General features: G+C 65.9%; 17 protein-coding genes. 8 read left to right on the forward strand and 9 right to left on the reverse strand.

The window, feature by feature from the left end; all coding sequences use genetic code 11:
- Positions 1-20: 20 nt before the first annotated feature.
- From HNR07_RS35280 to HNR07_RS29105, 3 genes are all read left to right on the forward strand, one after another.
- Entirely contained in the window at positions 21-1142 is a 1122-nt protein-coding gene (locus HNR07_RS35280; RefSeq protein WP_246420559.1) for a transcriptional regulator, read from the forward strand.
- A 549-nt stretch (positions 1143-1691) separates the two neighbouring features.
- The gene (locus HNR07_RS29100; protein WP_184368769.1) at positions 1692-2600 is read left to right on the forward strand and encodes a hypothetical protein; all 909 of its coding nucleotides are present in this window, start codon (positions 1692-1694) and stop codon (positions 2598-2600) included.
- Between the two features lie 33 nt (positions 2601-2633).
- Positions 2634-3110, forward strand: coding sequence for a TrmO family methyltransferase domain-containing protein (locus HNR07_RS29105; RefSeq protein WP_184368773.1), 477 nt, complete (start codon positions 2634-2636; stop codon positions 3108-3110).
- 72 nt (positions 3111-3182) lie between these two features.
- Here the strand turns inward: HNR07_RS29105 and HNR07_RS29110 are convergent, their stop codons facing one another.
- The 4 genes from HNR07_RS29110 to HNR07_RS29125 all read right to left on the reverse strand — a co-directional run bounded on the left by HNR07_RS29110 (position 3183) and on the right by HNR07_RS29125 (position 5957).
- Positions 3183-3995: an inositol monophosphatase family protein gene (locus HNR07_RS29110; RefSeq protein WP_184368776.1), complete on the reverse strand. Its 813-nt coding sequence runs from the start codon at positions 3993-3995 to the stop codon at positions 3183-3185.
- A gap of 377 nt (positions 3996-4372) precedes the next feature.
- Positions 4373-4579, reverse strand: a complete 207-nt coding sequence (locus HNR07_RS29115) for a DUF397 domain-containing protein (RefSeq protein ID WP_184368779.1) — start codon at positions 4577-4579, stop codon at positions 4373-4375.
- A gap of 134 nt (positions 4580-4713) precedes the next feature.
- Positions 4714-5142, reverse strand: a complete 429-nt coding sequence (locus HNR07_RS29120) for a hypothetical protein (protein ID WP_184368782.1) — start codon at positions 5140-5142, stop codon at positions 4714-4716.
- Between the two features lie 320 nt (positions 5143-5462).
- A complete protein-coding gene (locus HNR07_RS29125; RefSeq protein WP_184368785.1) occupies positions 5463-5957 on the reverse strand; it encodes an ATP-binding protein in 495 nt (164 codons plus the stop codon).
- Positions 5958-6239: 282 nt separating this feature from the next.
- On the opposite strand from HNR07_RS29125, the gene HNR07_RS29130 reads away from it, so the two are divergent.
- The 3 genes from HNR07_RS29130 (at position 6240) to HNR07_RS29140 (ending at position 7714) form a co-directional block, all read left to right on the forward strand.
- Positions 6240-7046: a helix-turn-helix domain-containing protein gene (locus tag HNR07_RS29130; RefSeq protein ID WP_184368788.1), complete on the forward strand. Its 807-nt coding sequence runs from the start codon at positions 6240-6242 to the stop codon at positions 7044-7046.
- On the forward strand, positions 7039-7206 hold the full coding sequence (locus HNR07_RS29135) for a DUF397 domain-containing protein (protein ID WP_184368791.1): 168 nt from the start codon (positions 7039-7041) through the stop codon (positions 7204-7206). Before HNR07_RS29130 ends, HNR07_RS29135 begins: the two co-directional genes overlap by 8 nt.
- Positions 7207-7315: 109 nt before the next feature.
- Entirely contained in the window at positions 7316-7714 is a 399-nt protein-coding gene (locus HNR07_RS29140; protein ID WP_184368794.1) for a DUF397 domain-containing protein, read from the forward strand.
- Between the two features lie 231 nt (positions 7715-7945).
- On the opposite strand, the gene HNR07_RS29145 is transcribed toward HNR07_RS29140, so the two are convergent.
- The 5 genes from HNR07_RS29145 to HNR07_RS29160 form a co-directional block, all read right to left on the reverse strand.
- A complete protein-coding gene (locus tag HNR07_RS29145) occupies positions 7946-9097 on the reverse strand; it encodes a methyltransferase domain-containing protein (RefSeq protein WP_312894009.1) in 1152 nt (383 codons plus the stop codon).
- A gap of 404 nt (positions 9098-9501) precedes the next feature.
- Positions 9502-10701, reverse strand: coding sequence for a methyltransferase domain-containing protein (locus HNR07_RS29150; RefSeq protein WP_184368797.1), 1200 nt, complete (start codon positions 10699-10701; stop codon positions 9502-9504).
- Between the two features lie 161 nt (positions 10702-10862).
- On the reverse strand, positions 10863-11282 hold the full coding sequence (locus tag HNR07_RS29155; RefSeq protein WP_184372870.1) for an NUDIX domain-containing protein: 420 nt from the start codon (positions 11280-11282) through the stop codon (positions 10863-10865).
- 380 nt (positions 11283-11662) lie between these two features.
- Complete coding sequence (locus HNR07_RS35285; protein WP_312894010.1) at positions 11663-11866, reverse strand: hypothetical protein; 204 nt, start codon at positions 11864-11866, stop codon at positions 11663-11665.
- Positions 11818-12423 (reverse strand): hypothetical protein, encoded by a 606-nt coding sequence (locus HNR07_RS29160; protein ID WP_246420563.1) that lies wholly within the window; start codon positions 12421-12423, stop codon positions 11818-11820. Before HNR07_RS29160 ends, HNR07_RS35285 begins: the two co-directional genes overlap by 49 nt.
- A gap of 1 nt (position 12424) precedes the next feature.
- Here HNR07_RS29160 and HNR07_RS29165 point away from each other — a divergent pair, with 1 nt between their 5' ends.
- Both HNR07_RS29165 and cyaB read left to right on the forward strand, forming a co-directional pair.
- Positions 12425-12631: a hypothetical protein gene (locus tag HNR07_RS29165; protein WP_184368800.1), complete on the forward strand. Its 207-nt coding sequence runs from the start codon at positions 12425-12427 to the stop codon at positions 12629-12631.
- A 7-nt stretch (positions 12632-12638) separates the two neighbouring features.
- On the forward strand, positions 12639-13238 hold the full coding sequence (gene cyaB / locus HNR07_RS29170; protein ID WP_184368803.1) for a class IV adenylate cyclase: 600 nt from the start codon (positions 12639-12641) through the stop codon (positions 13236-13238).
- Positions 13239-13339 lie beyond the last annotated feature (101 nt).

A 13339-nucleotide genomic window follows, 5' to 3' on the forward strand; every position in this document is an offset into this window, starting at 1 on the left:
TGGCGGGGGTGTCGCAGCCGATGATTTCTAACATCATCAGCCACAAACCCGGCCTCAAAAGCATCGACCGCATTGAACAGGCCCTCGAAGGGCTCGGCGCACCGCTCACCAGACAACAGAACCCGCTCCTCTGGGAGAGGCCCACCACCGCACGGACACAAGAACAGCCGCCGCAGCCGGTGCCTGATGTGGAGACGCTGCTGCCTACCCACGACCTGCCCCAGGAGCTGCACGTGGGCAGGGGGCGGCGCATCTCCCACACCACCGTGGACCGGCTCATGACCCGTGTTCACGCGCTGCGTCTGGCCGACGACGTGATCGCCGGAAACGATCTCATCGGGCCAGCCCAGCGGGAACTGTCCATCGCCACCGCCCTGCTTGACCAGAGCACCCACACCGACAAGGTCGGCCGGTCTCTGCGGGTTGCGGTAGGAGAACTCGCGCAGATCACCGGATGGATCGCCTCCGACGCCGGCCAGCATCACAGAGCCGAGACCATTTACCGTCTGGGACTCGACGCCGCACGCGAGGCCAACGACACCACCCTGGCTGCACAGATCGCCGGTTCCCTCGCCTACCAGTGGACTAACACCGGCCACGAGGGTCGCGGGGCCGAGCTGGCCGTGGCCGCCCTCGCAGAAGCTGGAGAGCACGCCCCAGCCCGAGCCCGAGCTCTGTACTGGGATCGGGTGGCTTGGGCCCACACCAAGAGGAAGGACGCGCGTACCGCAATGTGGGCCTTGGCCAAGGCCTCCGAAGCGCTGTCCCAGCACCGGCCCCAAGCCGAGGCACCGGACTGGTTGTACTGGGTCGACGAAGACGAACTGCAGATCATGGAAGCGCGCGTGTACACCGAACTGCATCGGCCCCTGCGTGCTGTGCCCCTGCTCAACCGGGTGCTGGCACGCTACGACACCACTCATGGTCGTGAGCTGGCGCTGTATCTGTCCTGGCTGGCGGTGGCCTACGCCGACGCCAACGAACCTGAGGAAGCAGCGACGGTCGCCGAGAGGATGACAGAACTCTCCCGCGGGCTGGGCAGCGAACGCACCGCTGAACGGACCCGAGCGGTCCACCGGGCTCTGGAACGCTTCCGGGCCTTGCCCGAGGTTTGCGACGTTCTCACCCCCTCTGACCGCTGACTGGCACGCTCAAGGAGCCGCGAAGTGAACGAGAGGCTGTGCAGGAATTGCGGCCGTCCACGGGGGTTCGCCACCCGTACAGGGTGTGCGTGCGTCCCCTCATGGCTGTGGAATCTGCCTGAGGCGCGGCGGGCGGTTGAGGCCAAGGACGCCAACAGCCTGATCCGGTTGGTTCGCCATCACACGGACCTGTCTCAGCACGCTCTGGCGCGGATGGCGGGGGTGTCGCAGCCGATGATTTCTAACATCATCAGCCACAAACCCGGCCTCAAAAGCATCGACCGCATTGAACAGGCCCTCGAAGGGCTCGGCGCACCCTCCTATCCCTCACCGGGCCCGGCAGCTGGACCTGGTCTGCTGACATCATCGGAGCGCACAAGGGCAGACAACCCCTTGACCGAGCCAACCGACCCGGGGATAAGCGACGTGCGCAGACGACAGTTTCTTCAGCACGCGGTGGCTTCCGCAGCAGCCCTGGGCCTACCATCGGCAACCGCGCCCTCCGCTGGAAGCCAAAGTTCACCCAACCGCGCTACGACCTCCCACGACGTGGAGACCATCCACGAGGCCACCGAGTTCTTCCAGCACCTGGACCAACGCCGTGGCGGCGGGTACGCCATGCAGACCGCCACCACCTTCCTCACCGAGGAAGTGGCCCCCGCTCTCAAACGCGCCAGCTCGTCGAACGCCCTGCACAGCGACCTGTTCTCCGCCGCCGGGGAACTGGTCTACGTCGTTGGCTGGTCCAGCTTCGACGCCAACCACCACGCCCCGGCCCAGGAGTACTTCCAACTCGCTCTCACCCTGGCCACCGAAGCAGGCAACCGGGCCTTGGAAGGCCACATCCTGCGCGCGATGGCCCACCAGGCGCTCGACCTGAACCAGTACCACCAGGCCGCTGAGCTGGCTGAGGCCTCCGTGCACCCCGACCGCTACAGCGCCGCGACCCCCAGAGAACGAGCACTTCTAGGTGTGGTCCACGCACGCACCCTGGCTCACAGCGGCGACCCCACCAGAAGCTCCCAGGCGCTTCTGCGTGCTGAGGACGACCTGGCCGCAGCCACCAGCGTCGATGAGGAACCCCAACGGGTCTGGTTCTTCCAAGAAGCCAGCCTCGCCCACGAGACCGCCCGCACCTTGCATGTCTTGGGTGACCTCGAGGGCGCGCAAGAGCAGTTCCACCGCAGCGTGCTTACCCGCCACACGCGCCCCTTCGGGCGCACCCACGCGGTCACCTTGGGCTACCTGGGAGAGGTGCAGGCACAACAAGGGGACATCGACAAAGCGTGCGCCACCTGGACTCAAGCGCTGGAGGCCATGCACGGGGTGCGCTCAGGCCGTGCCCGCAACACCGTCACAAACATGCGCCGTGTCGTCCACGAACTGCGCGGACGTGGCACCCGGGCAGCCGACGACCTCTACGAGCGTCTAGCCCTGACCTCTGGTGCACTACCCTGATCGGTCCCCACCCCGAACAGATGAGGCAGCGCTATGAGCATCACCCTCGAACCCATCGCCCACGTCGTTGGCGGGCGAAGCGAGCCTTCCGATGACTTCTGGGGTGGCACCCGAGCCATCATCCGGCTGGAGCCGCACTTTGACGCCGACACCCTGCTCGGTATCGAAGAGTTCTCCCACCTGCAGGTGCTCTGGCACTTCCACCGAGCCTCAGCACAGGACATCCACCTTGGTGCACGCCACCCCCGTAACAACCCCGTCTGGCCCTCCACCGGCACGTTCGTGCACCACAACCACAGACGTCCCGCCCAGGTAGGGATTTCCCACCCGCGGCTGCTCAAGGTCGACGGCCTCGACCTACACGTGGAAGACCTCGACGCCATCGACGGCACACCCGTTCTGGACCTGGCCCCGTGGTTCGCAGAGTTCGGCCCCCGTGGTGAAGTGACCCAACCAGCCTGGCCCACAGAGATGCTCTCCAGCTACTGGGATCGGCCCGACCACCCCTGACCCACACACCTCATGAACCCGACCTCGTCCCAGCCGAGACGAGGTCGGGCACGCCTCGCCCACCACTCACCCTTAGCGGGGGAGGCTGGGCGCGTAGGCAGTACCGCGCACGGCTGCGGCGACCAGGCCCAAGAGCTCCTCGGACAGGCCGGGGGCCATCGCCAGGGTGCAGACCGAAGCGGTGGTGTGGTCGCTGCCGTCACTGTCGGCCACCACGGCACCGGACTCACGAGCGATGAGGGCTCCGGCGGCCATGTCCCAGGGGTGGTTGCCGAGGGTGAGACTGGCGTCCAGCGTGCCGTCGGCCACCAACGCCAGGTCAGCGGCGGCTGACCCCAGGCGGCGCAGGCGCTCGACCCTTGCGGCCAGCTCCTGGTCCAAGGCGAAGGCGATGAGATTGCGCTCCTGGGCGCCCTGCCCGGTGCCGTAGTCGCCCAGGGCCACCATCGCTTCGGCCAAGCGGGTGCGCTGGCTGGCCCGGATCGATTCGCCATCGCGGTGGGCGCCGTGGCCGGCCGCCGCCCAGTAGCGGCGACCCAGCAGGGGCAGGGCGATGACGCCGACCACGGGTGCGCTGCCGCGGACCAGGGCCAGACTGATGCCGCACACCGGCAGTCCGCGCGCGAAGTTCGCGGTTCCGTCCACAGGGTCAAGCACCCAGAAGGCAGAGGTAGGGCCGGTGTGGCCTCCCTCCTCACCAAGGAACCCCAATTCGGGTGTGGCGCGGGCCATGTGGGCGCGTACGGTGCGTTCGACGTCCAGGTCGATGTCGGTGACCAGATCGCGTTCGTCCTTGGCACTCACATGCGCCGGAGGACGGAAGCGTTCCACGGCCAGGTCCATGGCCTGGTGCGCCAGGCCCAGCAGGTTGGAAAGGTTCCTCACGCGTGCAGGTGGCTTTCTAGGTGTGCGACAGGTGACGTTCGAGTTAGCTCAGGGTTCTGGTCTGTGAGGCACCGAGCCTATGCTCCACCCCGGAAGAGTGCCAGGACTCCCACCTCGGCCCTGAGGCTGCCCTTCCAGTGGTCAGGCTTTGTCCACGGCTGCCAGCGGCGCTGACGTTGTCCCCTGCGGACAACACCGAACAGGTGCCGATCTGATCGGACCGGCCTGACATATGCCCGAGGTGACTGGGGGCGGGACGGGCCCTGAGGGGATGGCCTCGGGGCCCGCTTGTCTGCCGTCTTGGCTCTTAGCCCGTAACAGACTCGGTACGGCACATCAGCGCTCTGACAACGGCCCGCGCCGCGCGGTTCAGGTTGCTAGGCCGCGGTCTTCACCAGGGCCGCCCACTCACCGCCGGTGAACCCGAGCTGGGCCAGCGTCGGGTTCTGGGTGTCCCCCATCACCACGGAGCCGCCCTGGACGAGCTTGGCCGCGGTGCAGTTGCTAGCTCCCTGGGACGGCTCCGGCTTGTGCCAGACGCCGAGAGTGAGGGACCTACGGCCCTTGGTCTCCACAATCTTCATACGTAGTCTTCTTCCTATTCCGATATCGGTCGGACGCCCCGAGGGCGGCTGCCACCGCAATCCCCGGGGAATGGGCCCGTGCGGGCCCTACGGTGCTCCCACCCATCTCAGGTGGGGGGCACCGAGTCTGTGTTTCACTCCTGGAACAGAGCCAGAACTCCCACATCGGCCCCGAGCCTGCCCTTCCAGTAGCCAGACTTCATCCACGCCTGAGCTTTGCTGGTCCAGGTGCGACCGGTCTGAGGGAGGCCTGCCCACCACCAGTTCAGATCGCGCATGTGGTGAGGCTGGAAGAGGCCTGTTCCCCACGGGCGCAGAATGACGCTGCCCGCCGGGTGAGGGGCCACCCCGGGCCGGGCGGGCGCCTCATGCCACACCCGCTGATCATCCACGTGCACACGGATCGCGGCCACCACCCGGCCGTCCTTGACCACGCGCAGATCCACGGTGTCTCCCTCCACCACCGGCGTCAGCCCGTCTGCCTTGGCGGCGTCCACCAGGCTGTCGATCAGAGCGTCGCGCTTGATTGGGGCCTGCGGTTCAGTGAGCGACTGCGGTGGCATGGTCCTGCTCTCGTGTGTGCGGGTTGATGTGGCTGGAGAGGGCCCTGGTGCCTCGTCTTTGGCTGGAGATCTGCTGCTCGAATCCCAGCTCAGCTCGGCGTTATCGGCGCGCTCCACCTGCTCCAGGACTTCTCTTCACCTGCTCGGCAGTGCGCTCGCTGCGCTCAGGCAGGAGCGCGTTGTTGGAGGTTGAGCTCAAGCACCGGGGTTCCTTCTGAGGCAGGTGTGATCCCCGGGTCCCGCTGAGCCGGTGCGGGACCCGGGGTGGCGCGATCGACGGAAAGTCCAGGAGCGGTGGGCACATCGTCGGTGGCGCCTGTTCAGGGGAGTTCGATGTGGGCGGAGACAGTGAGTGGGGTGCCAGCGTTGCCCTCCCACCACCAGTCCACGCTCAACCGCCGGACCTCGTTGAGTCCGCCGCTGCCGTCCGCGCGCTCCTCGGGAAAGGACTGACGCTCGGTGAACAAGGGCGGGCCTCCGTCGGTGACCGCCACCGTGAGAAGGAACTTGGAGTTCGTGAGCTCAACCTTGAGGGAGCCCACGGGCGTGCCAGAGCGGGTGTGCTTGAGGGCGTTGTCCATCAGCAACCACGCCACTTTCGCAGCCCGGCCGGAGATGACGACCGCCTGATCGGAGCCGTCGAGGCTTTCGCGGGTGCGGTCCTGGACCCAGTTCTGAGCGGCCATGGCGGCCGAGTGGGTAGGGCCCACGAGGATGCCGCGCTTGCCGGCCTGGGAGTAGAGCAGCTCCTGGTACAGCGGGGGTGGCCCTTGAGCGGACCTAGTGCGTGGTGGTCGGTTCACTGTAGACTGCACGTCGTCTCACCTCGGGTTTCGTCGCCTGACCAGGTGGGACATCTGCTCCGGTGGCCGCGCCTTCCCAGTTCGGCCCCCGGGGCATTTTTTATGCCAAATGTCCTGTTTGGTGCACTTGATGCGTTTTGACTATTCGCACCGAGTGGTGGTGTGACCACACCGTCGCACTCCGAGGGTGGTCGAGAAAAGCCCATGCTGGAAGGTGGGCGTTCAGGTATTGCCCGATGCGGGAAATGACAAGTTTCAGTAGACTTTCAGCAAGCGACCTGGAACAATGCGAATATGGAGGAATTCGATCCCCGCCATGCTAGGTTCGGCCAAGCCATGGCCAAAGCCCGCAGGCGTGCCGGGAGGAATCAAGACTCCTTGGCTCGACACCTGGGGTGGTCACCCGGGCATATCTCCCATATTGAGAGTGGAAGGAGGAAACTGGACGAGTCCAGAGTCGGCACAGTCGACACGTTCCTGTCCGCGAACAACCGACTCGTTCGTCTGTACGAAGAGATCTATCAAGCAGGAAGAATCGACTGGCTGGGCCAACTGCATCGTTTGCAGATCGAGTCCGAGATGATCCGTGAGTACCAAGCGAATCTTTTCCCAGGGCAGCTCCAGCAGCCGGCGTATGCCAAGATGGCTGTTTCGTCAGGAGCTCCATGGCTGTCCGCTAAGGAGATCCAGCAGCGAGTCAACTTCCGGACTCAGTGGAGGAAGGATCTCCTTCGGGAGGATGGCCCTCGGTACCACGTCGTCTTAGACGACATAACGGTTGTCCGGCCGATTGGTCCGCCAGAGATCATGCGAGACCAGATCGAGGCCACCCTCAAACTCGCGGAGAGTGGCCGGATCGTTCTCCAGATGCATGGATGGGACCAACACCCACATGCTGGCCTGGACGGACCGTTCTCCGTGATCACGTCCGCGTCCGCTCCCGATATGGTGCATGTCGAGTCCATCTACGGGGGCTCGCAGACTGATACTGCGCACGACGTGCGCAACTTCGGGATGCTGTTCAGCACGCTGCAGGCGACCGCGAGGTCTCCTCAGCAAAGCATCACCTTTCTGAAGGAAATGAGAACGAAGTATGAGTGACTGGCACAAGTCCAGCTACAGCAGCGGCGGACAGAACTGCGTCGAGGTCGCGGAGGGTCCCAGCACCCTGGTGCGCGACACCCAGAACCGAGAGCTCGGCCACCTGGCCGTTTCGACCACCGAGTGGTCGGCCCTGCTCGCCGCAGTGAGCACCAAGTAGCACCCAGGTAGCAGCATGAAATCGGCCCCCGCCAAGCGACGTGGCGGGGGCCGAGCAGTGTCCGGACCTCACCAGAGTAACCCCAATGCAGGCTCATACAAGGGAAGACATGACCACACAAGACCAGACGAACACCGACCTGCCGCCCGAAGCCAACGGGAACGAGAAGTGGCACGACACCACCGACTCGGTGTGGATGCGCTCCTCCCTGTCCAACCCCGACTCCGAGGCGATCGTCGAGGTCGCCGAGTTCGACGACGGCTTCCGCGCGGTGCGCGACGGCAAGTCCCCGGAGAAGGGCACGCTCTTCTTCACCCCCGAGGAGTGGGAGGCCTTCGTCCTGGGCGCCCGCGACGGCGAGTTCGACATCCCCGAGGAGTACCTCACCGAAGAAGAGATCAAGATCCAGCGCGGCCAGACCGAGGTCGAGGCGACCTGGGTGCCTTCCCCGCTGAACCGCCCTGAGATTCTGGAGGCCTACGAGCGACGCCAGGCAGAGCAAGCCTGAGAACGAGATGCCGACCCGTGCCTACCCGTGGCCGGTTTGACCGTCAGGTCCGGGCCCAGATGGGACCCTGTGGATACAGTTCTCTGTTGCAATAGAGCGCCCGCCTCGCCCCGCCCGCCGTACTTCTCACCGAGCTGCGCGACGCCCACGCCGGAAGCGAAACGCACCTCAAGGAAGTGCTGGAGTGCTCTATGGCCTGCGCCCGCTCACCGGAGGCTTCCAGAACGGCGTCTACGCCTGGGGCGCCCCCAACCTCGGTGGAAGCGTGTTCTCCGGGTCATCCAGCCACACCCGTTGCCCGTGTGGTGTGACAGTCACACCGAATCGTGTGTGTGGAGGCCTACCCACCATCACCCACCACCGGTAGGCCGACTCCAGTTCCGCGAACAGCCGCCGTGATCCGTGCTGGCGCACGGGATACTCGGCACGTCCGGGTTCGACTCGCCAAGAGGCCCACGACTGCGAGTTAGGGTCCATCAGGTACACCGTGTACCGCTCAGAGGTGGGATCGTCGTGGTCGTAGACTAGGGTCGACAACATCCCCGGCACACAAAGGCCGATCGCGAAGCTGGCGTCGAAGTCACCCACAGGCTCATAAGGGTGCAAAGAAGTGGTCGCTTCACTGACCTCGTGTTCAGCCCGTACCCGCTCCTCGACCGAGCCGTGCGCAGGGCGTTGGGCACGTGTCCACATGAACGCGGCATCACCGCCGAAGCGACCCACGGCCTCCCCGCGGTCGACCAGGAGCCGCAGGAGCGCACCGCTGTGGAAGGCCGTGCCGAACGGAACCACCAGAACCCCACCTGATCGGGCCTGCTCCACCCACGCATAGGGGATGGTGTTCACAGCTGCGGTCGCCATGACCCGATCGAACGGGGCCCGTGGCGGGTGCCCCTTCTCTCCGTCCGCGGTGACAACCTCAACTGGCCACCCTGCCTGCTGCAGCGCTACGGTGGCTCGCTCGGCCAACTGCGTGTCGATCTCGACCGTGGTGACGTTCTGGGCCCCTACCACCGACGCCAACAGAGCGGCGTTGTACCCGCTTCCTGTGCCGATCTCCAGCACGGACAGACCAGGAGAGAGGTCGGCGGTCTCCAGCATCATGGCGACCACGGTGGGCATGGAAGCGGTGGAAGACACGTATCCGCGCCCTGAGGCTTCCCCGTCATCGAGCTGCACCGCGATGGGAGCGTCGGTGTAGCAGGCGTGCAGCCACGCTGTTGGGTCATCGTCGCGGCGCAGCGGCTCAGGTCGGCCATCCGCGTTGCGGACCCAGATCGTGTCGGGGATGAAGTGGTGGCGAGGCACCTGGAGGAAGCTGTCCCGCCACGCCGAGGGCATCTGGTCGGCGAGACGGGACAGCAAAAGGTGAAGGTCGCTCACTTGTCGTCTCGCTCGTGCTTACCGCCGCCGGAGCCTCCATCGTTGGGAGAAGACGGGGGCGGCTTGTCCCTTTGACCATCCCAGCGAGACGGGTCGTCATGCTTAGCCATGGGGACTTCCTCAGCGGTTCGGAGACGGTAGCACGTCTCCACGAATGTAATTCGGCTATCACCATCTGTCATGGCCTGAGGTCGAGTGCGGCCACTGACAGCTTTCCACGTGTGGGTACGCAAGATCGGGGAAACTGGTGCAGCACTCTCTCCACGCATCACACGCCCAGGCCCCTCCTGTGCGTGAAACCGGCCTCCACCAAGTCCGCTCGCATGGCTGGTCGCGCGCGTTGGGCCAAGGCATCGTCGCGATCAGGCGCCGTACTAGAACCCGGTCGTTTCGGGTAAGGAACCTCAGCAAGGCCGCCTTCGCTGTTTCGGGTCCAGCACACCGGCCGGAGCATCGACCCACAGGTGAGTTCCGCCCTGGTCCACGGTGACCCCCAACCGGTCCCGACCGGGGGAGCCAAAGCGGGTCCACTCATCCCACGCAGCGGCGATCTCGGCCCACAGGTCCCGGGACCCGTCTTGACGGGTCTCGTACGGGCTGCCTTCGGGGGTGTACTCGCCCAGCGCCCAGGACCCGTCCGGTGTGGCCACATAGACGGTCGCTTCCCCAGCCCACTCCGGACGCTCCTCGGCTGCCTCGTAGATCGCGTACCGCAGATCCGGCACCAGGTGCCCCAGCGTGAGCTGCCATCCCTGGTTGCGGTAGGCGACCACCCGGGGATTCACCTCCGTGTGCCCGTCTCGTACCCCTGGTGCGCCCTCGTCCACGAGCTCTCTGACCCTGTGGCTGCTCGGGCGCTGAGACCTCAGCACCATGAACGGCGCATCACCCATGAAGTGGCCGGTCGCGGTGCCGTCCTCATGTACACGCAGCCGCAGTAGGACCCCGGGTGTGTTGCCCACCTCGAAAGGGGTCACGATGATCCCGTACTTCGCGCTCCGGTCCACCCACGGGAACGGGACTTCGCCGCGCGCCGCGACGGTCGACAACACCCTGTCGAACTCGTCCTCGCCAACCTCCGGGGTCCCGGCTGCGTCGGCTGCCACGACCGTGGGGTGATGGCCGGCCTGGGCGAGGTTCTTCACCGCGGTCTCGGCCAGCCCTGGGTCGATCTCGACCGAGACCACCGAGTCCTCACCCAGCGCGTGACACAACAAGGCCGTGTTGTAGCCGGTGCCAGTCCCGATCTCCAACACCCGGTGACCCTCCCGGGCGTCGAGGGCCTGGAGCATCCGCAGGACCAGGGACGGTTGGCTGATGCTGGACGTCGGCAACCGTCCCCGACCGTCCTCGCTCACAGGTTCGCCGTCATCGACCTGGGTGACGAGAGCGAAGTCGCCAGCTACCCATCGGTCCCATCGTGGGTCCGTGGGGGTGATGGGGCACTCCCACCCGGGGTGGGCTGGGTCGGGTCCGTAGATCGTTTCGGGGAGGAAGGCGGACCGGTCGGTGGCGAGGACTGCTCGGTGCCACAGGGGGTCGGTCAAGGTGCCGGTGGTGGCTAGGGTCCGGGCCAGACCCGCCCCGGGTGGGGTGGCAGTCATGTGGGGCGCTGTCCGTCCTGAGAGGGGGAACGTCCACCCAGCAGGTGCGCACCATCATGGCCGATGTGCAAACGCAGCTGGATGCGTCAGGGCAGGTATTCATGGATGAGCAGGCGACGTGAGGCTGCCCGGAAGTACCCGAATCAGGAGAACGCCCCTGCTCACGTCATGAGTGCGGTGGTGAGCTTGCTCAGGAACCGATGCATCTGCGGATCCAGACGGCGCTTGACCCACACAGCGGGGTCGTCGATAGCGAGCCACTCCACCGAACGGGCCTCACGCTCGTCGATGCACAGTTCTTGAGTTCGGTCGCCCATGAGCACGAACCACAAGGTCACGTCGATGTGCGACTCCTCTCCACGGGTTTGCGTGACAGACAGGAATAGGGGTTGGTCACCGAAGCCGTCGTGGAACTTCGGACTGATCGCCAGCTCCTCACGGATCTCCCGCTCGGCCGTGTGGCGCGGATCCTCGTCCGGGTCCACATGTCCACCTGGAAGGAGCCAGGAGTCAGCTTTCACATGGTCCACGACCATGACCTCGCGGGTCTTGTCGTCCAGGAGCGCGCAGTAGACCGCCAGGTGCTTGGGGGCACATCAGGCTTACGTACCCGGAACAACGGGGCGCCCGAGCCGATCCACGTGAGAATATCTGCTTGATCAGCGGCTTCCTTGGCATCGACTGGACGTACTCGGGCAACGAGATCGCTCACCACCGAGCGCGACGGGTCCTGGAGCGCTGACATCACAAACCTCCCAAGAAACACCATTATCGACAGCCGAACCAGGCACACCCACCTCGGCGACATACGGGGAAACATTAGCGAACGTGTCACTTGCCGTGTCACGGGTTAGGCGGTGAAGCTTCCCCTGGAAAGGGTGTCCCGATCCAGGCCGCCGTAGCCAGCCCCGTACTCCCAATTCCGCCACTGAGGGGCGAGGCACGCATCGCTCCACCTCGTTCAGAGGCTTTGGTCGAGCGCGCTCAGGATGGCTTCGGCACCACCGTCGCGCAGTTGCCGCGCCACACGCTCCCCCAACGCCTCCGGCTCCGCCGCGGGCCCGGAGCAGGCAGCGCGGACTGTGGCTCGGCCATCGGTGGAAGTGACCTGGGCGATCAGACGCAAGCACCCTGCGCCCGCGGTGGCGTAGGCGCTGATAGGCACGTGGCACCCGCCGCCCAGAGCCGCGAGCAGAGCCCGTTCGGCCCCTGTGGTCGCTGCTGATGCATCATCATGCACCGCTGACACGATCTTCGCGAGGGCGGTGTCCTCAGCTCGCACCTGCACAGCGACGGCGTCCTGGGCGGGAGACGGCGGCCACGTGTGGGGGTCGAGGTGCTGGGTGATGTGCTCCCCATACCGAGCCGGTGCAGCCCTGCGGCGGCCAGCAGCACCCCGGCAAGACCGCGTTCACGTGCCCGCCGTAGCCGCGGGGGGACGTTACTGCGGATCGGGACCGCCACCACCCCAGGGCAGGAACGGTGGAGCTGGCCGATACGGCGTGGCGCACTTGTGCCCACCCGATCCCCGGACGAGAGCCCGCGCAGGGTGGTGCCGCACACGGCATCGCGCACCTCGTACCGACGCGGGATCGCAGCGATCGTTGTCCCCGCAGCCGTGGTGGTTGGCAGGTCCTTCAAGGAGTGGACCGCCACGTCGATCTCGCCGGCGAGCAGAGCCTGTTCGTCGGCGCCGGCGAACCCCCCAGGGCCGGAGGACATCGTGGTCAGGCAGCGCCACTACTACAACCGGTATCTGACCAAACGGCTCGCCAACCCGCTGTGGGACGCCAAACAGCTCGTGCTCTTCCGTAACATCCCGGTGTCGGATTCTCGGATGCTGGCCGAGGCACTGGCCGGTGTTCGAGAGTCGTTCAGCAAGCTCCACCTCGCTCGCGTGTGCGCGGACCTGGCCCTTGGAAGGGGATGAACCCTCGATGCCACTGATTGAGATCGAGCGCAAACGTGCGTTGGAGAGTCGCGAGTTCCTGGAACAGCGGCTGGAACAGTCAGGTTTCGTCGCGATAGGGCCGACGGTGGAGGTCGATACCTACTACAGCAGGCCCGACGTCGACTTCCTGGTCACGGTCGAGTGCCTGAGGGTCCGTGAACAAGACGGCGGGTGCGAGGTCACCTACAAGCCCGCCTCCGATTCCACCACCCACAGCACCGCGGGTGTCATCGCCAAGCAGGAGACGAACGTGGCGCTGGCGGACACGGCCCAGATCGCACATGCCCATGCTCTGCTGGAGGCGTTGGGCATGGTTCGGCTTGCCCGGGTGGAGAAGTCACGCACCTACTATCGCGACTCCGGGCAACCGGGGCTGTCGGTGGTGGTGGACACGGTCACGGGCCTGGGGTCGTTTGTCGAGACCGAAATCGTCTCCGAAGGCTCTCAGCAGGAGGCCGTGCGACAACTCGAAGAGACCGAACGGCTCCTGGAGCTGGGTTCCCACCCGGTGGTGAGCTCGCCATACCGGGACCTGCTGTTGAGCGTGCTAGCGAACGAGGACGCGGTGCACACCTCCATGCGCTGACCCGTCATCAAGGGCGCGGCCAGGGTCGTGCGTGTGCGGGACGGGTGCGGTGTTGTGCTTTCCAGGGTGCTCCTGTTGATCGCTGGGGCGCGTAGGTAGCG

The organism is Nocardiopsis metallicus (genome assembly GCF_014201115.1).
Taxonomy (GTDB): domain Bacteria; phylum Actinomycetota; class Actinomycetes; order Streptosporangiales; family Streptosporangiaceae; genus Nocardiopsis; species Nocardiopsis metallicus.